A 22382-nucleotide genomic window follows, 5' to 3' on the forward strand; every position below is an offset into this window, starting at 1 on the left:
AAGTATAGAGAAATACCCGTGTTTCCATGATTCATCCCGCATTTATGCAACGCCATAAATCTAAACTCGGCAGAGTTACAAGTAGTCTGCCGAGTTTTGTTATTAGTCAAGAATCAAAATTCAGGAATTCTTTCTCTACTCTCTACTTGCCATTCAATTATGAGTGAAACCAGTTCTTTCCCACCCCATAAAATCATTGGTGTTGCAGTAATTTGGAATGACCAAAAGCAAATTTTGATTGACCGCCGTCGTCCAGAAGGAGCGATGGGTGGTTTGTGGGAATTTCCTGGTGGTAAAATAGAGCCTGGTGAAACCATCCAAGAATGTATTCAACGGGAAATTTCCGAAGAACTGGGAATAGTAATTGAAGTGGGAGAGCATCTGATTACTATTGACCACAGTTATACAAACTTGCGCGTTACCCTCACAGTACATCACTGCCGCCATCTTACAGGTATCCCCCAACCTTTGGAATCCGATGAAATTCGCTGGGTAAATTTGGAAGAACTAGAGCATTTTACTTTTCCGAAAGCAAATACTCAAATTATTGCTGCATTAAAAGGAAGTGGGGGCTAGGAAAGAAGCAGAGGGGCAGGGGAGCAGGGGGCAGAGGAGCGGGGGATGAGGGAGATGAGGGGACAAGGAGATAAACAAAACTCCTAACTCCTAACTCTTAACTCTTAACTCAGCACGGGCTAAACCTTAGCTTTCCGTTAACAGCACTCCTAACGCCCAATGCCCAATGACAAATGACCAATCCCGTAACAATCTATTAATTGCATCAGGTTGAGTCCCGCAATTTTCTACAATAGGCGCAGGGACTTTGATTTAAGGTGTCAGCAAATAAATGCCTAAAACCGTTGCCGATGTGATGAGCCGCGATCCTATTGTTGTCCGGGAGGAAACTCCACTCAAGGAAGCTATCCAAATTCTCGCAGAACGCCATATCAGCGGACTACCTGTTGTGGACGATCTCGGTAAATTGGTAGGCATTATCTCGGAAACTGATTTGATGTGGCAAGAAACTGGTGTTACTCCACCTGCGTACATTATGTTTCTTGATAGTGTTATCTATTTAAAAAATCCTGCTACGTATGACCGTGATTTGCATAAGGCTTTAGGGCAAACCGTCGGGGAGGTGATGAGTAAAAACCCGATCGCTATTTCCCCTGATAAAACTTTAAAAGAAGCAGCTACAATCATGCACGATCGCAGCGTTCACCGCTTGCCAGTACTTGATAGTACAGGCCAAGTAATTGGTATCCTGACTCGTGGTGATGTTATTCGAGCTATGGCTGCTAGTCAAGATTAGTCAACAATAGAGACGCGATTAATCGCGTCTGTCTTTTTTATACATTTGAAAATCAAGGATAACTAAATGAGTATTACTCCGGAGTCTGTCAAGCAATTGCTCAGTTCTGAGGATTTAGGCGATCGCTTACGTGCTGTAAATCAAATCCGCGAATTGGAACCTGCGGTTGGCTTTGAATTAATTCAAAGTGCTATTGGCGATCGCAATTCCCGTGTTCGTTACTCAGCAGTGAGTCAAATGGATACACTTGGAACCCAAGATTTACAGTTATCCTTGGATATCTTGCGCGATCGCTTGCTTCATGACTCCGAAGTAGATGTACAAGCAGCAGCAGCAGACTGTTTAGGCGCTCTGAAGTTAAGTGAAGCTTTTGAAGATTTACAGCAGCTTTATCACACAACCGAGGAATGGCTAATACAATTCAGTATTATTGCTACATTAGGAGAGTTGGGCGATCCACGAGCCTTTGAACTACTCAAAGAGGCACTTTCATCAGAAAATGAATTAGTCCAAACTGCTGCTATTAGTTCTTTGGGTGACTTGGGAGATGTACAAGCAATTCCTCTCTTGGCTCCTTATGCTACCAACCCAGATTGGCAAATTCGTTACAGACTTGTACAAGCCTTAGCTCGTTTGGGTAATCCAGAAGCCAAATCTATATTAGAAACTTTGGCTAATGATGAAGTAGATGCGATCGCAAGCGAAGCGAAACAATCTTTGCAGTCTGTTTAAGTCTATCTAATACCAATTTGAAAAAAGAATGCGACAAATAGACCATTTGTAGAGATGCGATGAATCGCGTCTTTACCCAAGAATGTGTTGCAATCATTAATTGAATTGGTATAAGGATAAGAAAATTCACCATTCATATAGATTTATCTGGTAGTATAAAAAATTCGACCTGGTTGGGAGAATTTTGCATTCCAGCCAGATCGAAATAGATTAATTAGAGTTACTTTTAGCAATTAAAAGTAACTTTTTTATATTTAGGATAGGACTATTGAATGGCACTTTTGCGGCGGCGAGACATAACCATGCCAGCACCAACTAAACCTAAACCTAGCATTGTGGTTGGTTCAGGAACGCTAACTGCTTCGAGAGTTAAGTGGTACTCGCTTGTTTTTCCATTAAGAGAAGCACCCAAATTGCCAACCCCAATAGTTTTTCCATTGAAATTAAATTTCCCCGTAATCCCATCCAATATTACGTCATTAATGTTGGTAGCCGATTTCCGAGTTCTGGTAACTACAGAATCATCTAGATCAAAGGTAAGAAGCGCAGTAGTACTACCCAAGGTTCGCGAACCGAAATTAATGAACGGGGTGTAAACACCTGTAGAATATGTAGCTGTTGTGCTTGATATATTAGCTATCTTGGTTAAATTTAGAGTGTTAATGGTAATACCTGTGCCTGATAAGCTTGGTAAGAAAGCTGTAAAATCACCATCAGTATCAATACCATCAATATCGACAAATTTAATACTAGTAGTAGCTGGATTGACTCCATCATTAGGAACGAGAGATGTACCAGTAAGACCAATACTTCCGTTCAAGGTTACAGCTTGAGCCGAACCAGCAGATGTAAACACCCCAGCAGTAGCCAAGGGGATTGCAAAACTAGCAGCTAAAGTAGCGTTTAGTAATTTAGATTTAAAATTAATCATGAGTGTTTGAGAGTCCTAATAATAACCTGGAACAGAGAAATTGATTGCTTGACCTTTACTATCAGTAATCTATTTAAAATACTGTCAGTGAAAGCGAAACTTGCGTGATGTATTTCTTATCTCCATAAAATCACATAGACTTAGAACCTGCAATATTTACTGAGTGGTCTTCATCACATCTTCAATTAACAAATAGTCTTCATAAAATTTTAATTTCTTACATATCTGCGCTTCGTATATCTCTTACTCTCTAGGGTTGAAATTATTGGCAATAGCTCCAACTTCAAAAAAAATGTTTACGTAAATATATTTATAATAGTATATAAAAATACTATTAGCTGCTAAACTCTATTTTAGATAAATGGAGTATGAAGTGTATCTATAGGACTCATATTTGATTTTTGAAAAAAATTCAGTACAGCTTTATTCCTTCTTCCCAGTCCCCAGTCCCCAGTCCCTAGTCCCTACGATTAATTCAGAAATCAAATCAGATTGCTATATAATCTTTCTAGTTACTAAATATTTAGTGAAACGGTTCCTCTCATAGAATAAATGGGAGGAACCGCTGTATTTGTTTACTATAGATAGTCTTTTTGAATATTTGTAACAAATAGCTAGTTGCTAGCTATTATCTCTGTTCTCAAATCTGTCAGATTTTTTAAATGCTAAGAGCCATATACCTGTGGCCAGGTTGTCACAACAAAAACTACAACTGCGGCGATCGCTAACAATCCTTGAATCAAATTTCCAACCAAAGACCCAACTACAATTCCTATACCTGCTTTAACCGCTAACCCAAATTCACGTCGGTAAAGGTACTCACCAATAATTGCTCCCAAAAGCGGGCCTAGTAAAATTCCTAATAATGGCCCCCCAAAAGGTAAAGTTGGCAATAATCCCAAAAATCCTACCACCAAACCAACAATTGCGCCAATTTGCCCCCACTTGCTAGCTCCAGCTTGTTTTGCTCCTACATAGCTAGCTAAAAAATCTACTCCGACACTGAGCAGTAAAACTATAATTGTCACAATTAGTGGAATCTTGATAACTGCAAAAGAACTACTAACGATGCCCCAGACAATAATTGCAATTAAAATTAAGCTGCTACCGGGAATGGCTGGAACTACAGCACCAATAATACCCACAACCATTACAGCAACTAATAGCCAATAAATAATTTGCATAGATTAATTGTAAATTTCCAAATTCTCTCATTGGGGCGCACATCTGTTATTGGTGTCAACTTAAGCTAGAAGCCTTTTCAAATCCCGTTTCCAGCGAAATGCTGCTCCTGGCGGCAGAGCCTCTAGGACGGCATTCCCAGTCGGAGACTAGAAACGAGACAACGAAACAATATCTAAAAGCTGGTTCTAGGCTGGCTTTCACGTTAAGTTGACACCAATGCACATCTGTAATCCCCTACTGTTTATTCTATCTGGGTAAGATAGCGAAAAATGCCTAGTACAATGTAGTGCAAGTTTGCCTAATGCTTCTAAACTGCTATTTAAAAGCTCAAAACCTATGACGAGAAAAATATTAACTGGACTAAGTTCGGAAGCCTACGAGCACCCCTTCGATCGCAAAGCCTTGGCTTCTTTACAAAATATGCCCGGTGTCTCACTACTACTCAAAAAAATTAACGAATACGGTATCGATCGCCTACTTAGACTGCAAAGTCTTGGTAGTGAAATCAGAATTTCGCTCCGTAATTTTCCCGAATTACATCAAGCATTTGTAGAAACCTGCCAAATTCTTGATGTTGCTCCACTTCCTGAATTGTATCTATTTCGAGGCACAGGTCACATTCAAAGCTACATTGTTGGCGTAGAAAAACCCATTGTCGGTATCAATTTAGATGCAATGGAGTGGCTTGGCGTAGATGAGTTGCTTTACATTTTCGGACATGAAGTCGCTCGCATCAAAAGTCAGCACATGGTTTATCACCAAATGGCAATTGTTATGCCAACTTTGAAAAATTTGTTGAGCAGTACCACACTCGGAGTCGGTGGCTTGGTAGCTGGCGGAATGGAACTAGGTTTGTATAATTGGCGAATGATGGCTAGATTCACTGCCGATCGGGCTGCAATGCTTGCTTGTCAGGATATTGACGTAGCAACTACTACACTGATGAAACTTGCAGGTTTACCAGATGAGTACTTGACTACTACTGTAATTGAAGATTTTCTTATCCAAGCCCGTGAATTTGCATCCAATAACTTTGATAGCGTGGATAAAGTCACTAAAATATTAAGTTATACAGAGCCTGGGCTTTCTTGGATAGTTATGCGGGCTGGCGAATTATTAAAATGGGTTGATTCAGGAGCTTATGATAATTTAATTCAACAGACAAATTTAAATATCCCGGAAGAACCAGAAGAAAAAGAAGCAAAGACACCAGAAGAAAAGGAAGGTTGGAATTTTTTGACTTCTTGGTGACTTAATAATTCGTGATTCGTAATTAACTATAGATACAAGCAAGTTAATTTGAGTAGGAATTACAAATTACGAGTTATTGTCCCACATGACCAAGCTAAATTTTTACGTCACTTAGTTGGATAAAGTCGAGTCAAGAGTAACGGCTAATTTATTAGCAATTCCTGCAATCCAGTTTTCATCTTGTTTGGTGTAACTGCGAGGAGCGTTCGCGCCCAAAATTAACGCACCTTGGTTGCCAATAGGTTGACAAATTACACCTTGAGTATTTTCTGGTAAATAATCAAATTCAACTCTACCTGGATATATTTTTAGAGCAACTAAATAAATCGGCTTTTGTTTTTCGAGTACCTGTTTTAAGATTACTCCTGGCACAACCTCAGATTTAGTACCCAGAATCCCGCGACGCAACAAAACTTTACCTTGATAAAAAACCACGAGCGATCGCGTTACTGTATTAGTCAACAATAAATGAGATGCCCAAGCTAGCTCTGTTTTTACGGCTTCGGGTAAATCTGGTGCGAGTACAAAACCTTCTTCTCCTATTAGTTCTACAGTATCAGGCGATCGCGGCTGAACTTGCTGCCAAATTAAACCTGTCAAAATTAACACCGCACTCAAAATCACGCCCACTACATCACCACGCGATTGAGATTGGGTTAATTCCGGTGTTAATAAACGGTTAATCAATAAAAGTACAGCGCCTAGACCACCTACAACAATGGGTAGACGCCGCAAAACTCGATTAGGATCGGGTTTAGTCATTTGTCATTTGTCATTTGTCATTTGTCATTTGTCATTTGTCATTTGTCATTGGGCATGGGGCATTGGGCATTGGGCATTGAGAAGAGACAAGGAAGACAAGGAAGAGGGGGGAGATAAGAAAAAGACTTGTTCAATAATTCCCCCTTGTCCCCCTTGTCCCCTTGTCCCCCTTGTCCCTTTGTCCCCCCTACCCCCTGCTCCCCTGCTCCCCTGCCCCCCTACCTCATCTCCTCACTCTTCCCCTGGTTCAATAATCCGCTGGAAAAGATAACCAGTACCCCGCGCGGTGAGAATCAATTCTGGGTTGCTAGGATCGTCTTCTAATTTTGCCCGCAAACGCGATATATGCACATCTACTACGCGGGTATCCACATGGCGTTCTGGTGTATAACCCCATACTTCCTGCAAAATTTCCGAACGAGAAAAAGCTTCTCCAGAGCGACTGACTAACAACTCTAACAAGCTGAACTCCATACCCGTCAATCGAATCCGCTCATCGCCTTTGTAGACTTGTCGCTTATTCGTATCGATTTTAATATTCGCGACATGAATTACCCCAGAACTGGGAATTCCAGAAGCACCGTTTTTATCTACTCGCCGCAGCACCGAGCGAATCCGGGCTTCTAGCTCCTTGGGGGAAAATGGTTTAACTACATAGTCATCAGCACCCAATTCTAAGCCGGTGATGCGATCGGCGACATCACCCAAAGCTGTTAGCATAATAATGGGGACATCTGATTCTTTTCGTAATTCTTGACATACACCATAGCCGTCTAACTTTGGCATCATTACATCTAAAACTACCAGGTCAGGCTCAGTTTTGCGAAAAGTATCCAAAGCTTCTTCCCCGTCGCCAGCGGTCACTACATCGTAGCCAATCATGGAAAGGCGTGTTTCCAAAATCCGGCGAATGCTGGCTTCGTCGTCTACCACCAAGATTTTTTCTTTATGGCTTTCCAAGTTTCTCTAGGCTCCTTGACTAAAAATTTACATGATTAATTTTTAATACCATAATATTAAGATATCATTCTATGAATTGATTTGGAAAAAGCTCTAAATACCACATATTATTAGTTTTTAGTTTTTTTCAAGAATTAAGTAAATATTAAGATTATTTAATAAGATTTAAGAATGGCAAAGCCAAAAACCTTTTTTGTTTGTAATGAATGTGGAGCAGAATCGCCCCAATGGTTTGGTAAGTGTCCAGCTTGCGGCACTTACAACTCTCTAGAAGAACAAATTTCGATTCAATCCTCAGTAGATGTACCCAGTCGGGGGGGAGTGAGTGGTTGGCAATCAACTCAAAGCAATGGCAAATCTCACGCTAAACCAGCTAAAGCGCGAGCCTCCTTAACATTTAACCAAATTACCGATCGCCAAATCGCTCGCTGGGAGTCTGGTTATGGAGAATTAGATCGAGTACTTGGCGGTGGGGTTGTCCCTGGCTCTATGGTACTGATTGGTGGCGATCCAGGGATTGGTAAATCGACTTTATTGTTGCAAGTATCTAATCAATTAGCACAGAAATATCGCATCCTTTACGTAACCGGTGAAGAATCAGGACAGCAGGTAAAATTACGAGCTTCTCGGTTGGGAGTATCAAAACCCCTAAGTATGGTAAACGAGGAGAAGGTAACAGTAGTAGTAGAAGATACTACGATTTCTATAGACCCTGACAGTATAGGTGCAGATTTATATGTACTGCCAGAAACAGATTTAGAAGAAATTTTACGGGAAATAGACTCTCTCAAACCAAATGTGGCGGTAATTGATAGTATCCAAACAGTGTTTTTTCCGGCGTTGACTTCTGCACCAGGTTCAGTGGCTCAGGTACGAGAATGTACCGCAGCACTGATGAAAGTGGCGAAGCACGAAGATATCACCATGCTGATTGTGGGACACGTCACCAAAGAAGGAGCGATCGCTGGGCCAAAAGTTTTAGAACATTTAGTCGATACAGTGTTGTATTTTGAAGGCGATCGCTTTGCTTCCCATCGGTTATTACGGACAGTCAAAAACCGTTTCGGCGCAACTCACGAAATCGGCATCTTTGAAATGGTGACAGATGGATTGCGAGAAGTCTCCAATCCCTCAGAGCTATTTTTAGGCAACCGTGACGATCCCGCACCAGGTACTGCCATTGTCGTGGCTTGTGAAGGCACTCGCCCGATCGTTGTAGAATTGCAGGCTTTAGTGAGTCCTACCAGCTACCCTTCCCCTCGGCGTGCTGGAACTGGCGTAGACTACAACCGCTTAGTGCAAATTCTTGCCGTCTTAGAAAAACGAGTGGGAATTCCCATGTCCAAGTTAGATTCTTACGTTGCTTCGGCGGGTGGGTTGAATGTAGAAGAACCGGCGGTAGATTTAGGAATTGCGATCGCAATTGTCGCTAGTTTCCGCGATCGCATCGTCGATCCCGGTACAGTATTAATCGGTGAAGTTGGGTTAGGTGGACAAGTGCGATCGGTTTCCCAAATGGAACTGCGGTTGAAAGAAGCTGCTAAGTTGGGATTTAAAAGAGCGATCGTCCCTAAAGGACAAAAATTCCCCGATCTTGATATCGAGATTTTACCCGTTGCCAAAGTAATAGATGCGATTATTGCCGCCATCCCGCATCAAGAATTGACAGCCGACGATTTAGAACCTGATGAAGATGAGTAACTATTGGGGACTAGGAAGATGAGGGAAATGAGGGAGCAGGGAAGAAGTTGCAGTAAGTTTTTCCCCTCTCCCCCTTTGCCCCTGTGCACCCCTGCCTTCTCTTTCCCAATGCCCAATGACGCCAGTCGCCTCAAGTCGGGAAACCCGCCCACAGCGCTGGCTCCCCAATGCCCAATCCTAAAGGAAAACCGATCATGACAGCCCTCACCCAAGACTACCAAATCACTTGGGAAAAACTACCCGATGATTACAAACTGCCAGATGATCCAGTGGATAACATCAACCAACCAGCCTTAGCTGCTGCACTTACAGAAAGCCTACAATTAGCCGGAAAAATTTCAGCTAACGCCCTAACAACAACTAATTACGGTATTTGTGCCACTTTAAACAACAAAATGGTCATTAAAGCTCCTGATTGGGCTTTTATTGCCAAAATTAATGTTAGTAGAGAAGAAGTAATACGCAGTTACACACCTCAATTACAGGGTGATATTCCCGTAATTGTGATGGAATTTATTTCCGATACACAGGAAACAGAATATTCTATCAAAGCAACATATCCCCCAGGAAAATGGTTTTTCTACGAGCGCATCTTAAAAGTACCAAACTATATTATCTTTGAGCCAGATAGCGGCAGTTTCGAGATGTATCGCTTGCAGAATACAGAACAATACATTTTGCAAGGGCCTGATGAAAATCAACTCTACTGGATAGCAGAAATGAATCTTTACCTTGGGGTGTGGCAAGGTACTCGTGAAAATCGCCCAGGAAAGTGGTTACGGTGGTGGGACGAACAAGAAAACCTTTTACCTTGGGGTTCTGAGTTAGCTCAACAGGAAAGCCAACGCGCCCAACAAGAACGACAACGCGCCCAACGACTAGCAGCACAATTGCGAGCGGCAGGAATTGAACCAGAAGTGTGATGAAATTTTTTAGGAAAAATTGAAAGCTACTGATCCCGACTTGTTTGAGAAGCTAAGGATCTTATTTATTACAATGCCTTTTTCTGATACAGTAACATTCAAATTTCGCCCAGTGTTATTACTTTTAAACACAGGAAATGATGATGTGATTGTGGCCCGGATTACCAGTCAAAAAACTCAAACGGTTTTTGATTTTGAAATTATAGAATTGCAGCAAGCAGGTTTAATGCGTTCGTCGGTAGTTAGATTGCATAAGATAAACACAGTAGAAAAGCATCTATTAGACCGTCAATTAGGAGTTTTACAACCAAATGATTGGGAAAAAGTGGATCAATGCATCCAGCAAATATGGTCTTCTATTAAAGAATAAAAAATATGACTTCTTCTCGCCACTATATTCCTCAATCTGATCCCCCACTTCCTCCTTGGGAAACTCTGCCAACGATGTATGATTTACCAAGTGACAACCCAGAGGAACCAGGCTTGCCAGACGATTTTCACTTTTTACAACCCTTACTTTTATACCTAACTTTTCAACCCATTAACTGGAATCCTGAACTAGTTTACAGTGCGGCTGACCTTAATCTCTACTATGATTTACAGCATCCTTTATGGTATAAACACCCCGATTGGTTTGGTGCAGTAGGTGTAGAAAAGTTATACAAAGGGCAAGATTTACGGTTAAGTTATGTCACTTGGCAAGAACCAGCAAATCCCTTTGTAGTTATTGAGTTATTATCTCCAGGTACGGAAGACGAAGATTTAGGCACAAGAAGAGAAGGTGCAGTAGATAAACCTCCTAGCAAATGGGAAGTTTATGAACGAATTTTGCGGATTCCCTACTATGTTGTTTTCAGTCGCTATACTAATGAACTTCGGGCTTTTCAGTTGGTCGGCGGTCACTATGAACCGATGAATTTGACCGATGGATACCTATTAATGCCAGAGATAGATTTGAGTTTAGGCTTATGGCAAGGTTCATTTCGAGATATTGAAAGGTTGTGGTTAAGGTGGTTCACTTTGACAGGAGAATTAATTCTTGCACCCACAGAGGAAGCTGCTGCTGCAACTGAACGAGCTATGATTGCAGAACAAGAAGCTGCTCAAGCCAAACGAAAAGTAGAACAATTAGCAGAACGTTTGCGTCAGTTAGGCGTGAATCCTGATGAACTAGATGAATTATTGTAGCTTCACAAGTCTTTTGTGATACGCAGCATAATTTTCTGCTTTTGAGGAATCATCTGTACTGAAAACTGCGATCGCCGATGCCGAAGCCGCTATCTGAATAATGATATAGTTTCTCAGAAAGATTAATTTTTGAGAGCGATCGCATATTTAGCACTTGAAATACATATAATATTTCTTTCAGCAAGTCTATAGCAACCTCATTTTTTATGAAAAACCATGATGTCACGCTATATCCTTACTGTTCCTCAACCCAGTTTCAATTGGGTAACTATGGGGAAAATAAGGTTCAGCAGCAAATCTCAAAAGCGATGCCCTGAACATTTGCAGATATTACCGCAGACACAGATTATGTTGCGGTGGCTAAAATACTTAAGTATTAGTAGTACGATCGAATTACTCAGGTTAAAATTGTCTATTTGGTAACACAAGACCATCAGAAAATTGTAGAAAAGTGTATTTCCTTGGCTCGATAGTGGTGCTAACCTCAATTTAAAGGATGTTATCAGCCTTTATCTGCTAGAGTTTCTGACTTTCAGCAAATTCGATAATTTATCAATAACAAAATCGCTAGGAGTGCGATGATGATGTCACAGTCCCCTATGACAAGACCAGAAATAGCTGCTGGAACTCTAATCGATAACCGCTATATTATCCAAAAACTTCTAGGACAGGGAGGATTGGGACGAACTTACTTAGCATTTGACACTCGTCGGTTTAATGAAGCCTGTGTTCTCAAAGAATTTGCACCCATTGGCACAGGCGAAAGTGGACTGGAACAATATCGTAACTTATTTAAAAGAGAAGCTAAAATTCTTCATCAATTGCAACATCCTCAAATTCCCAAGTTTTTGGCTTGCTTTGAAGGAGATGGTCGGCTATTCCTAGTACAAGAGTATGTTGACGGTAAAACATATTCAAGACTGCTAGGAGAACTGCAACGTCAAGGAAGAAATTTTTCTGAAGACGAAGTTATACAGTGGCTAAAGAATCTGCTGCCTGTTTTGGAATATGTTCACCAGCACAACATTATCCATCGAGATATTTCTCCAGACAACATCATGTTACCTGATGGCAAGGATCTGCCAGTGCTGATTGACTTCGGGGTAGGCAAGCAAATTGCTGACATTAACGAGGCGAGAAGTTCCAACCAACAGGTAACGTTTGTTGGCAAAATGTCCCTTGTAGGCAAAGTTGGATATGCTCCCCGCGAACAGATTAGTTTGGGTTTATGTTCACCCTCTAGTGACCTTTATGCTTTAGGTGTAACTGCTATTGTATTACTCACAGCTAGAGATCCATCTTTACTAATGGATCAATACTCACTTGAATGGAACTGGCGTGATTATACCTATGTTACTGATGGGTTTGCTCAAGTACTTGATTGTATGTTGGAAGATAGGCCTAACAAGCGATACCAAACAGCCAGCGAAGTTCTTCGAGATTTAGAGCGTATTCGAGAACCAGAAATAGCAATGTTTTCTGCAATCATGGTTGATGATTTACCGGCTACGGTATTTAACCCTGAATTTCAGGCTATGTCGGCTTTATCGCAGTCATATAAACAACCTGAAGAAACAATTTTTAATTCACCCACTAGTCCACAAACTGGGCAAAGAATTGAACAACAATCTTCACTCCAACCAGCATTTATCAAACATTGTCAGCAAGAATTAGCCTACCACATCGGCCCAATGGCAAATCTGATTATAGAAGAAATACTAGCCCACAATCCTTATATTTCAGCTGACCAATTTATTGAACTTGTAACTAAGGAGATTCCTAATTTTCAAGCAGCTTTTGAATTTAAAAAAAGCTTATTTTCATAGAGATTTAGACATCACGGATTGAGGAATAATTTTTAATCTATTAACTAATTCTATGGGTTTAAGTCAACAAAGCTAATAAAATTAGCAAACTTTTTTAGTAGGTTTAAATATCCTAGAAACAAAAATTAATTACGTTAACATCCTGCAAAGCGATTCTGTATACTTCTATGAGGGAAGCAAGTTACACGCAACGTCTTGTACAGAGCTTAATTACGTTAGTGTCCCGCAAAGCGAGTTTGCGTACCCTTACAGAGAAGCAAGCTACGCTTTTAAGTCTCTTAGAGAGAACGTCATTAGAAATTATTGTAATCGCCTGTACCTCCTTGAGTACGTTTGATTCTTTTCATCGCCATTTCTAAACTTAACTGCATCCGTTTAAAGGCTCTAGCTAAATTACCGATTTCATCATTAGACATCTGCTCAAATTCAACTTCCATATGTCCCGTACTAACTTCTTCGGCTATGCGAGTCATGCGTTTGAGAGGCTTCACAACTTGTCGATTCAAGAACAAGTTGACTAATAGGATAGTCGCTATAAATATAGCTGATACAATCAAGATAATTAGTAAAGAAGACTGATTTGCTTTATTAATGACATTCTTGGCGGGTACTGATATAATCTGAGCGCCAACAATTTCATTAAGTTTCCACCCAAATCCATTAGCAGCACCATAAAGACTAATCATACTTTGAGGTGCAGCTTCAGGTACGCTATGACAGGCCAGACAGCTTTGTTCAGACACTGCTAAGGGACGAGCAATATAAAAGATATCCCCACCAGGAATTGAGCGAAATCCACTAACTTCTTTAAGGTCTGATTTATTTCTGAACTGTTCTACAATTTCCGTCTCAAAACCGTCAGCCTTATCCCGAAGATTTGTGGGATTGAGAGTTGCTTCTTTATAAAAGAAATCACGGTAGTCTGTTGTTTTCCGTAAAATTTCAAACACTTCTCGTGCTGAGTATCCAGGAACGGTTTGTGGCAAAAATTCAGTAGCCAATTTATCAACTAGCTCTGGATTCACTTGAGTACTGGTGTATTTACGAACAGAACTCATTGTTTGGATGAGCATGAGACCAGTGGAGCTAATATCTTGTTTAGCATTCTCCCTCAGTAGAGAAGAAAGAGTAAATCCACTCAAGCTCAGACCAAATGTCAAAATTACCAGTAGCAGAATTGTAAATTTTTGTTTCAAATTGAGATTCTTTAGCATAATTTTAGATTACCTACAAGTCAAATTATTATGAACAAATATGTCTAAAGTTACTGTTTACTGTAACATGAGCAATCAACTTTCATTTTTTCGTATAAAGGCATAGTTTAGCCAAAACTATGAGGGTATATCCAAACTTTATACTATTAGTAATTATTGAGGTTAATGAAAATGTTATCTAAGTAAGTAAGTTCTAAAAAGCTACAACAGCAATTCAAATGGAATTCCCAAAAATTCGTGTTGGCTGAACTGAATACCGTGCCAAAATAAATACCAGCAATTGTCAAATATTACTAATGGTGTGGAATGCAGGAAAGTCTTTATTCGGGGGACGCTACATTATTGAAAGCCAACTAGGTGAAGGCGGAATTGGCATTACTTATCTTGCCAGAAATCAACGAAATCAACAGCGAGTGATTAAAACCCTCAAAGAAGAAATCCTGAATCACCCCGCCTGGATACTCCACCGAAACAAGTTACGGCAAGACTTTCGTGATGAAGCAGTTCGGCTGGCTGTGTGCCACCATCCTCATATAGTACAGATAGAAACCATCTTCGATGAGGGAAATTTGCCCTGCATGGTGATGGATTACATCGAAGGGGAAGACTTAGCACAGCGCTTGAGGCGAATAGGAGTGTTATCAGAGGCAGAAGCACTACTTTACATCCGGCAAATTGGCGATGCTTTGACCTTAATCCATTCTAAAGGACTGTTGCATCGGGATCTCAAACCACGCAACATCATGATCCGCATTGATAAATTAGAAGCAGTGCTGATAGACTTTGGCATCGCTAGAGAATTTATTCCTAATACGATCCAAAGGCATACAGTGTATCGTACTCCTGGTTTTGCCCCACCTGAACAGTATGAATCAGAAGCGCCGCGAGGAGAATATATTGATATTTACGCCCTAGCCGCTACTTTGTATAATTTGCTTACCGCAGTTGTACCGACTAGTGCAGATGATAGACGTCACAATATTAATTTAGAACCACCACAATATTTTAATCCCAACATCAGCAATAGGGTAAATCAAGCTATTATGTGCGGCATGGATCTGGAGTCAACGTATCGTCCCCAGTCTGTGCAAGAGTGGTTGGATTTATTAGGCCCTGAGACAGGGGAGTATGTAACAAAAAGCTCATCTAATTTAGTGATAACCCCTAAGCTGCAACTACCTGTACCTGTTGTATTAGATCGGCAGAACTGGAAATGCGTACAGACCCTCAAAGGTCATTCTAGTATGGTTCATGCGATCGCCATTAGCCCAGACGGACAATTTATTGCTAGTGGCAGTAATGACAAGACCATCAAACTTTGGCAAGTGAGTACTGGCAAGCTAGTGCGTCAACTGGGTCGTTGGCCTTCTAGTCATTCCAGTATGGTTCATTCGGTCGCCTTTAGCCCAATCCCAATCTCTTCAAACCTTTCTTATCAAGGCGAATCCGGCAAATCTGCGGGAGTTGCAGACCTAAATCGGGGAATCTTAGCTAGCGGGAGTTGGGATAATACAATCAAATTGTGGGATGTCAACACGGGTAAAGAAATTCGTACTCTCACTGGTCATGCTAATTGGGTAAATTCCGTTATTTTTAGTCCAGATGGCAAGTTTTTGGCTAGTGGTAGCGCTGACTGCACAATCAAACTGTGGCAGGTAAACACAGGCATAGAAATCCAAACTTTCACAGGTCATTCCGACCCAGTTTCGTCAGTCGCCTACTCTCCGAGAACGTTTACAACCAATAGCCAGGATAGACAATTGGTGGCTAGTGGCAGTAATGATTACACTATTAAATTGTGGCAAGTATACACAGGCAAGAACATTTACACATTCACAGGCCATTCTTTCTTTGTCAACTGTATCGCCTTCAGCAAAAATGGGGAAATTATCGCCAGTGGCAGTGGTGACAACACGATTAAACTCTGGCATATAAATACAGGCAAAGAAATTCGTACTCTCATAGGTCATTCTGATTCAGTTTGGTCAGTCGCCTTTAGCCAGGATGGACAATTTCTCGCTAGTGGCAGTTGGGACAACACTATCAAACTGTGGCACATACACAGTGGCAGAGAAATCAGCACACTTACAGGGCATTCCAACTATGTTAGATGTGTCGCCTTCAGTCCCGATGGCCAAACCCTAGTTAGCGGTAGTGATGACGACACTATTAAAATTTGGCGAAGGGGTAGTAAATAATTCGTAATTTTTCTATAAATCTACAGATAGAACTGCGATCGCCCCAAATTTGTGACAATAATGACGGCAACCGTTATTTTTGAACAAAAATAAATTATATGGGCTTTGGTATTGGTGATTTATTCTGGATTTTCCTCCTTCTGACTTCTTTGCAACCCCTTTGGCAAAAACGTCAAATAGAATATCGGCGCTTGCGTGCTTTACAACAATTCCAGCAGGAACGCAAAAGTCGGGTGATTTTACTAATTCACCGTCAAGAGTCCATTAGCTTTTTGGGAATTCCTATATCTCGCTACATTACTATTGAAGACTCAGAACAAATATTGCGAGCAATTCGCCTCACACCGCCAGATGTAGCAATTGACTTAATTTTGCACACTCCTGGCGGTTTGGTTTTAGCTACGGAACAAATCGCCAGAGCGTTAATTCGCCACCAAGCAAAAGTCACAGTTTTTGTACCTCACTATGCTATGAGTGGCGGTACAATGCTTGCCCTCGCCTCTGATGAAATTATTATGGATGCTAACGCTGTCTTGGGTCCAGTCGATCCCCAACTGGGTAATTACCCCGCAGCCAGTATTCTGAAAGTGGTTGAAGATAAACCCATCGGTGAGATTGATGACCAAACCCTAATTATGGCTGACCTATCACGCAAAGCAATACAGCAGGTACAGCGGTTTGTACGAACTTTGCTAAAAGACAGTGTACCTAAACAAAAAGTTCTGCCAGAAAATATCGAACCGATTATCGAAGCCTTGACAACTGGGCGCGTCACCCATGACTATCCCATCACTATTGAAGAAGCAACAGAAATGGGGCTGCCCGTAACCGTCGGACTGCCCCATTCTATTTATAATCTCATGGATATGTACCCACAGCCACAAGGAGGACGACCCAGCGTGCAGTACATTCCTATGCCTTACAATGACCGCCGTCCAATTCTACCTACACCCAAGGGCAGACCCTTAGAAGAACCAAATCAGATCGCTTGAGCGGATTTGGGGTAGGAGTTTTTTTGGCAACTAGGGTGTAGCTGTTGGTGTAGCTGTTGGTGTCGCTGTTGGTGTAGCTGTTGGTGTCGCTGTTGGTGTCGCTGTTGGTGTCGCTGTTGGCGTAGCTGTTGGCGTAGCTGTCGGTGTCGCTGTTGGCGTAGCTGTCGGTGTCGCTTTTGGCGTAGTTGTCGGTGTCGCTCTCGGTGTTGCTCTCGGTGTTGCTCTCGGTGTCGCTGTCGGTTTAGTTGTTGGTTTAGTTGTCGGCTGGCTGAAGAGTGTCTTTGCTTCTTCATTCAGCTTTTGGCGGAGTGCTAAGTTAGCAATTCCAGTTTCTTGCAACTGATATTTCTTCTGATACTCCTTCACCACTTCTTCCGTGCGAGAACCATAAAAACGATCGCGCGGCAGAGGAGGATTTGGCTTCACCACTGCATTCAAATTTCTGTGTAGAATTTGAACGATGTTAGCAGCAAAATCTTGGGTTTTTGGCCCTGCGATGCCATCAACTGGTTTTAGCTTATAACCAGTCTGAAATTCTCGAATTGCCTTTTTAGTTTCCTCGTCTGTCAAAGCGGTATTTGTTACCTTGACGTTATAGCCTAATCCCCGCAATACTTCACGGAATTGCTGGGGTGTATAACTTCTTTGAGGGGCTGCAAAACCTGTGTCTGTAATTACCAAACTAGCAGTCATCAGGCAAGTAACAGCAAAGGTTGCGCTTGATTTTCCAAACCCACACCACATACTTAAAAACTCCTTTGGGTCAAATCAGCAGGATCGTAAACGTTAACAGCTGCATTTTAAGTTTGTTTAATAACTTTTTTCACGATTATTTAATGAATTTTGAACAAATTGTGATTTTTTTTTGTTAAATTTAGCCAGATATTTAAACAATAACTTCTGTCATCCATCAAAAGAAGTATCTTGTATAAGCAAAGATATAGCGGTTATCATTTGAAGCGAATATACCCTTTTAACCCTAAACTGCGTTAGAAAATCACATCTGTGCATTGAGCGTCAGCTGAAGGTGAAAAGCAGTCTCTTTACCTGTGGACCTCAACAAGTATCATATATTACAAAAAATGAAAAATATAAAATCTTCTAAGCAGCGTAATCTTTGGGTTGAAAGATTTATGGCAATTGCTGCCGCAGTAAATTTAGGTTTAGTGTTGTTTGATTTAAGTTATGTACCTTGGCGAGATTTCTACTTGCGAAAACTTCCCCAAATTACTAATATTTATGACCCAATCAAAGGTATTGAAAGTCATCGAGACACAAAAAGTTATCTAGAAACAGTAGACGCATTAGAGGAACAAGTTAGGCAAACAGGGTTACAGTCGCCTCAGGTAAATAACAGGCTAATACAAATAAGTCGTCTTAGTAGCGAGATGATTGACAGTAACCCGTTTGCGGGAGCTAATAAGAGTGGGACTCTGGAGAAAATCAAACAAAGGATGCGATCGCACATCGGCAAAGAATCTGCAAAACAGTCCTTTGCTACTTTTTGGAGTCAGCCGCATCTATCACAAAATGGCTGGCTTGAAGAAATTAATTTTTTTAACAAAAGCATTCGCCCTTTGATCGCCAGTAACTACTACCGCCAAATCGGCGAAAATGGTGATTTTATTGATGAATTCTGGATTATTGACTTACCTTTTGTGATTTTATTTGGCGTAGAATTGCTGGGGCGCACCTTCTTGCTCAGACGCCAACATCCCGGTTTTAGCTGGTTAGAAGCACTATTGTGGCGTTGGTACGATTTATTTTTACTACTGCCATTTTGGCGAGGGTTGCGAATCATACCTGTATTAATTCGCCTCGATCAAGCGCAGTTATTGAATCTGCATCCAGTGCGAAAGCAACTTAATCAGGGGATTGTCGCCAATTTTGCTGAAGAACTCACAGAAATTGTTGTGGTGAGAGTGATTAATCAGGTTCAGGGTTCAATTCAGCGGGGTGAATTGACAAGCTGGCTCTCGCAACAAGAAAATTTACGTCCCTACATAGATATTAATAATGTGAATGAAGTGGAAGCGATCGCAGGTCTTTTGGTAAAAACAATTGTCTACCAAGTGCTACCTGATATCCAACCTGCGATCGTTGCCATTCTGCGCCACAACATCGAAACCGTCTTCCATCAAGTCCCCGTCTACCGCAACCTCCAGAATCTCCCTGGCGTGGCACAGGCTCAAACCCAGTTAAGCGAACAACTGGCGACTCAAATCACAACTAATCTTTACAAAACTTTAGTTAGCGCTGTTGAAGACCCTGTAGGAGCACAACTCACCAGTCAGCTAGTAGAAAGCTTCACCCAGGTCTTAGGATCTCAAATCAAGGAAAAACATGTACTCTCAGAAATTCAAAGTTTACTTTTTGACTTCTTAGAGGAAATCAAACTCAACTACGTCCAGCGTTTATCCCAAGAAGACATAGACCAAATTATCGAGCAAACCCGGCAGCTAAGAACACAAGTATCAGTTCCGGTGGTAGTAGATAAAGGCGCTATTCTCCCCAAAATACGAGAAGGGTAGGGAGAGCAGAGGGGCAGGGGAGCAGGGGAGATGAGAGGACAAGAAGAATAACCAATGTCCAATGCCCCATGCCCCATGCCCAATACACGACTATAAAAGAAATGCGCTAAACTCGAATTAGGCGAATCATAACTTGGTTCGTCACAAGACTTCTTGGAAGATATACCTATCGCAGGAAGTGGGTCGATGCCCACTTTTTTTATTGAATTCTCTCATGGCTCATCCTTTAGTTCCACAAATTATTGATTTGGCGACACCAGTGGCAGAAGAACTGGGATTGGAAGTGGTTGGCGTGGTTTTTCACACCAACCAAAGTCCACCAGTGTTGCGGGTAGACATTCGCAATCCAGAGCAAGACACTGGGTTGAACGATTGTGAGAGGATGAGCCGTGCTTTAGAAGCCTCCTTAGATGCTGCGGAAATCGTTCCAGATACATACGTCTTGGAAGTGTCTAGTCCCGGTATTTCGCGGCAATTGGTAACAGACAGGGAGTTTATTTCCTTTAAAGGATTTCCTGTTATTGTCTCCACAACGCCCCCCTACGACGGACAACAAGAGTGGATTGGTCAGTTGATTCGTCGGGATGAGACAACACTTTATTTAAATCAAAAAGGTCGTGTAGTCGAAATTCCCCGCTCTCTAATTACTAAGGTGCAGTTAGAGGAGCGCCAATAAACAAGTTACTAAGGCTAGAAGCTAGGGACTAGGGATTGGAGGGGTAGAGGAGCAGAGGAGCAGAGGAGCAGAGGAGCAAGGGTGACAAGGTGACAAGGTGACAAGAGGTGAGAACTTGCAACAAGTTTTTTTCCCTTGTCCCCAATTCTCCTTGTCCTCTTGTCCTCTTGTCCTCTTCCCAATGCCCAATGCCCAATGCCCAATGCCCAACACCCAGTCCCCAGTCCCTAATTTTTAAAGGAGATTGCTTATGTCAATGGTTACTTTATCTGGATTAAAAGAATTAATTGAAAGTATAAGTCGCGAACGGAATTTACCCAGGCTTGCGGTTCAATCAGCTATAAGAGAAGCACTACTCAAAGGCTATGAACGTTATCGCCGCGCCCAAAATTTAGAGCGCAAACAGTTTGACGAAGATTATTTTGAAAATTTTGAAGTAGAACTCGATATTGAAGGAGAAGGATTTCGCGTTCTTTCCACCAAAACCATTGTTGAAGAAGTAGATAATACAGATCATCAAATTTCTCTAGACGAAGTTCAACAAGTCGCTCCTGAAGCGCAGTTAGGGGACTCTGTGGTGCTGGATGTTACCCCCGACCAAGGAGAATTTGGTCGGATGGCGGCGATGCAAACTAAGCAAGTATTGGCGCAAAAATTACGCGATCAACAGCGCCAGATGGTGCAAGAAGAGTTCCAAGATTTAGAAGGAACTGTTCTCCAAGCAAGAGTCCTGCGGTTTGAACGGCAATCAGTGGTTCTAGCAGTTAGCAGCGGCTTTGGTCAACCAGAAGTAGAAGCCGAATTACCAAAGCGGGAACAGTTGCCCAACGATAATTATCGGGCAAATGCCACCTTCAAGGTATATCTGAAAAAAGTCTCCCAAGGTCAGCAACGAGGGCCACAGTTGCTTGTGTCTCGTGCTGATGCTGGTTTGGTAGTTTATCTTTTCGCCAACGAAGTCCCAGAAATTGAAGATGAAGTTGTACGGATTGTTGCCGTAGCTAGGGAGGCAAACCCCCCTTCCCGTTATGTCGGCCCTCGAACTAAAATAGCAGTAGATACTCTCGATCGCGATGTAGACCCAGTAGGCGCTTGTATTGGAGCTAGGGGATCGCGAATTCAAGTGGTAGTCAACGAATTACGCGGTGAAAAAATAGATGTAATTCGCTGGTCGCCAGACCCAGCAACATACATTGCTAATGCCTTAAGTCCAGCACGGGTAGATGAAGTACGCTTGATGGACCCAGAATCACGGCAAACTCACGTACTTGTAGCTGAAGATCAATTGAGTTTGGCTATTGGGAAAGAAGGACAAAACGTCCGTTTGGCAGCCCGTCTGACTGGTTGGAAAATAGACATTAAAGACAAAGCTAAGTATGACTATGCAGCAGAGGATACCAAGTTTGCAGCCGTCAGAACAAAATATCAAACAGAAGAATCAGAAGAAGACGACTCGGACTTTGAAGAAGAATTCGAGGATGAAAATCAGAACGAACTAGAAGAGGAAGATAGTTTTGACAATAACGATGATGAATAATTGATTAATTTTGTAAAGTTTTGATAGTGTAAGATTGTAGTCTCAGTCTCAAAAGCTACTTGGTATAAGTAAAAAATAGTCATAATAAACTTATTTTTACTTCCATTATCCTAGACTGAGATCGCAAAGAACCGATGAAACCAAATTATCGGCGCTGTATTAGCTGCCGGAAAGTAAGCTCAAAAGATCAGTTTTGGCGGATTGTCCGCGTCTTTCCATCGGGAAAGGTACAATTAGATCAGGGCATGGGGCGTTCTGCCTATATTTGTCCAGAAACGAGTTGCTTACAAGCGGCTCAAAAAAAAAATCGACTAGGGCGATCGCTACATGCATCAGTGCCAGAAGCACTGTACCAAAGCTTGTCGCAACGTCTAGCCCGCAGTAATACCCAAAACCAAATTTAGTTGGAACAACTTTGTGACGTAATCATTAGAGGAATTGTGTCGAAAGCCGAAGTAGTGCT

At 41.7% G+C, this 22382-nt stretch carries 22 protein-coding genes; 15 read left to right on the top strand and 7 right to left on the bottom strand.

Translation table 11 applies throughout. The features are described from left to right. Positions 1–159: 159 nt before the first annotated feature. The 3 genes from mutT to nblB all read left to right on the top strand — a co-directional run bounded on the left by mutT (position 160) and on the right by nblB (position 2044). On the top strand, positions 160–576 hold the full coding sequence (gene mutT / locus RMY64_RS31740) for an 8-oxo-dGTP diphosphatase MutT (RefSeq protein WP_322702113.1): 417 nt from the start codon (positions 160–162) through the stop codon (positions 574–576). A gap of 271 nt (positions 577–847) precedes the next feature. Then, positions 848–1312, top strand: a complete 465-nt coding sequence (locus RMY64_RS31745) for a CBS domain-containing protein (protein ID WP_322669771.1) — start codon at positions 848–850, stop codon at positions 1310–1312. Between the two features lie 66 nt (positions 1313–1378). Then, positions 1379–2044: a phycobilisome degradation protein NblB gene (nblB, locus tag RMY64_RS31750; protein ID WP_322669770.1), complete on the top strand. Its 666-nt coding sequence runs from the start codon at positions 1379–1381 to the stop codon at positions 2042–2044. A 265-nt stretch (positions 2045–2309) separates the two neighbouring features. On the opposite strand, the gene RMY64_RS31755 is transcribed toward nblB, so the two are convergent. Beyond that, entirely contained in the window at positions 2310–2975 is a 666-nt protein-coding gene (locus tag RMY64_RS31755; RefSeq protein WP_322702114.1) for a PEP-CTERM sorting domain-containing protein, read from the bottom strand. A gap of 665 nt (positions 2976–3640) precedes the next feature. Next, on the bottom strand, positions 3641–4159 hold the full coding sequence (locus RMY64_RS31760) for a DUF456 domain-containing protein (protein ID WP_322669768.1): 519 nt from the start codon (positions 4157–4159) through the stop codon (positions 3641–3643). A 337-nt stretch (positions 4160–4496) separates the two neighbouring features. Here RMY64_RS31760 and RMY64_RS31765 point away from each other — a divergent pair, with 337 nt between their 5' ends. Beyond that, positions 4497–5411 carry a M48 family metallopeptidase gene (locus RMY64_RS31765; RefSeq protein WP_322702115.1) on the top strand — a complete coding sequence of 305 codons (915 nt, stop codon included), beginning with the start codon at positions 4497–4499 and terminating at the stop codon, positions 5409–5411. A gap of 111 nt (positions 5412–5522) precedes the next feature. Here the strand turns inward: RMY64_RS31765 and RMY64_RS31770 are convergent, their stop codons facing one another. Both RMY64_RS31770 and rpaB read right to left on the bottom strand, forming a co-directional pair. Next, a complete protein-coding gene (locus RMY64_RS31770) occupies positions 5523–6173 on the bottom strand; it encodes a cofactor assembly of complex C subunit B (protein WP_322702116.1) in 651 nt (216 codons plus the stop codon). A gap of 231 nt (positions 6174–6404) precedes the next feature. Beyond that, positions 6405–7133, bottom strand: a complete 729-nt coding sequence (gene rpaB, locus RMY64_RS31775; protein WP_292866575.1) for a response regulator transcription factor RpaB — start codon at positions 7131–7133, stop codon at positions 6405–6407. A 171-nt stretch (positions 7134–7304) separates the two neighbouring features. Between rpaB and radA the strand changes: the two genes are divergently transcribed. The 4 genes from radA to RMY64_RS31795 all read left to right on the top strand — a co-directional run bounded on the left by radA (position 7305) and on the right by RMY64_RS31795 (position 10945). Continuing rightward, the gene (gene radA / locus RMY64_RS31780) at positions 7305–8834 is read left to right on the top strand and encodes a DNA repair protein RadA (protein WP_322669765.1); all 1530 of its coding nucleotides are present in this window, start codon (positions 7305–7307) and stop codon (positions 8832–8834) included. Positions 8835–9028: 194 nt separating this feature from the next. After that, positions 9029–9757, top strand: coding sequence for a Uma2 family endonuclease (locus tag RMY64_RS31785; protein WP_322702117.1), 729 nt, complete (start codon positions 9029–9031; stop codon positions 9755–9757). A 19-nt stretch (positions 9758–9776) separates the two neighbouring features. Continuing rightward, a complete protein-coding gene (locus RMY64_RS31790; RefSeq protein ID WP_322702118.1) occupies positions 9777–10127 on the top strand; it encodes a type II toxin-antitoxin system PemK/MazF family toxin in 351 nt (116 codons plus the stop codon). 5 nt (positions 10128–10132) lie between these two features. Then, complete coding sequence (locus tag RMY64_RS31795) at positions 10133–10945, top strand: Uma2 family endonuclease (protein WP_322702119.1); 813 nt, start codon at positions 10133–10135, stop codon at positions 10943–10945. A 49-nt stretch (positions 10946–10994) separates the two neighbouring features. Here RMY64_RS31795 and RMY64_RS31800 read toward each other — a convergent pair whose 3' ends face one another. Then, positions 10995–11171: a hypothetical protein gene (locus RMY64_RS31800; RefSeq protein ID WP_322669761.1), complete on the bottom strand. Its 177-nt coding sequence runs from the start codon at positions 11169–11171 to the stop codon at positions 10995–10997. A 358-nt stretch (positions 11172–11529) separates the two neighbouring features. Here RMY64_RS31800 and RMY64_RS31805 point away from each other — a divergent pair, with 358 nt between their 5' ends. After that, positions 11530–12771 carry a serine/threonine-protein kinase gene (locus RMY64_RS31805; protein ID WP_322702127.1) on the top strand — a complete coding sequence of 414 codons (1242 nt, stop codon included), beginning with the start codon at positions 11530–11532 and terminating at the stop codon, positions 12769–12771. Positions 12772–13064: 293 nt separating this feature from the next. Here the strand turns inward: RMY64_RS31805 and RMY64_RS31810 are convergent, their stop codons facing one another. Further along, complete coding sequence (locus RMY64_RS31810) at positions 13065–13985, bottom strand: Tll0287-like domain-containing protein (protein ID WP_322669760.1); 921 nt, start codon at positions 13983–13985, stop codon at positions 13065–13067. A 296-nt stretch (positions 13986–14281) separates the two neighbouring features. On the opposite strand from RMY64_RS31810, the gene RMY64_RS31815 reads away from it, so the two are divergent. Together RMY64_RS31815 and RMY64_RS31820 are read left to right on the top strand one after the other, a co-directional pair. Then, positions 14282–16183 (top strand): serine/threonine-protein kinase, encoded by a 1902-nt coding sequence (locus tag RMY64_RS31815; protein ID WP_322702120.1) that lies wholly within the window; start codon positions 14282–14284, stop codon positions 16181–16183. 98 nt (positions 16184–16281) lie between these two features. Next, the gene (locus RMY64_RS31820; RefSeq protein ID WP_322702121.1) at positions 16282–17175 is read left to right on the top strand and encodes an SDH family Clp fold serine proteinase; all 894 of its coding nucleotides are present in this window, start codon (positions 16282–16284) and stop codon (positions 17173–17175) included. Positions 17176–17205: 30 nt separating this feature from the next. Here the strand turns inward: RMY64_RS31820 and RMY64_RS31825 are convergent, their stop codons facing one another. Then, entirely contained in the window at positions 17206–17919 is a 714-nt protein-coding gene (locus RMY64_RS31825; protein WP_322702122.1) for a peptidoglycan-binding protein, read from the bottom strand. A gap of 338 nt (positions 17920–18257) precedes the next feature. Here RMY64_RS31825 and RMY64_RS31830 point away from each other — a divergent pair, with 338 nt between their 5' ends. The 4 genes from RMY64_RS31830 to RMY64_RS31845 all read left to right on the top strand — a co-directional run bounded on the left by RMY64_RS31830 (position 18258) and on the right by RMY64_RS31845 (position 22323). Next, positions 18258–19706 (top strand): hypothetical protein, encoded by a 1449-nt coding sequence (locus RMY64_RS31830; RefSeq protein WP_322702123.1) that lies wholly within the window; start codon positions 18258–18260, stop codon positions 19704–19706. Positions 19707–19920: 214 nt separating this feature from the next. Beyond that, positions 19921–20382 carry a ribosome maturation factor RimP gene (gene rimP / locus RMY64_RS31835; RefSeq protein WP_322669755.1) on the top strand — a complete coding sequence of 154 codons (462 nt, stop codon included), beginning with the start codon at positions 19921–19923 and terminating at the stop codon, positions 20380–20382. Between the two features lie 250 nt (positions 20383–20632). Beyond that, on the top strand, positions 20633–21919 hold the full coding sequence (nusA, locus tag RMY64_RS31840) for a transcription termination factor NusA (RefSeq protein WP_322669754.1): 1287 nt from the start codon (positions 20633–20635) through the stop codon (positions 21917–21919). A 134-nt stretch (positions 21920–22053) separates the two neighbouring features. Next, a complete protein-coding gene (locus RMY64_RS31845; protein WP_322669753.1) occupies positions 22054–22323 on the top strand; it encodes a YlxR family protein in 270 nt (89 codons plus the stop codon). Positions 22324–22382: the final 59 nt, after the last annotated feature.

Origin of the sequence: Nostoc sp. DedQUE08 (genome assembly GCF_034530895.1) — a bacterium.
Classification (GTDB): Bacteria; Cyanobacteriota; Cyanobacteriia; order Cyanobacteriales; family Nostocaceae; genus Nostoc.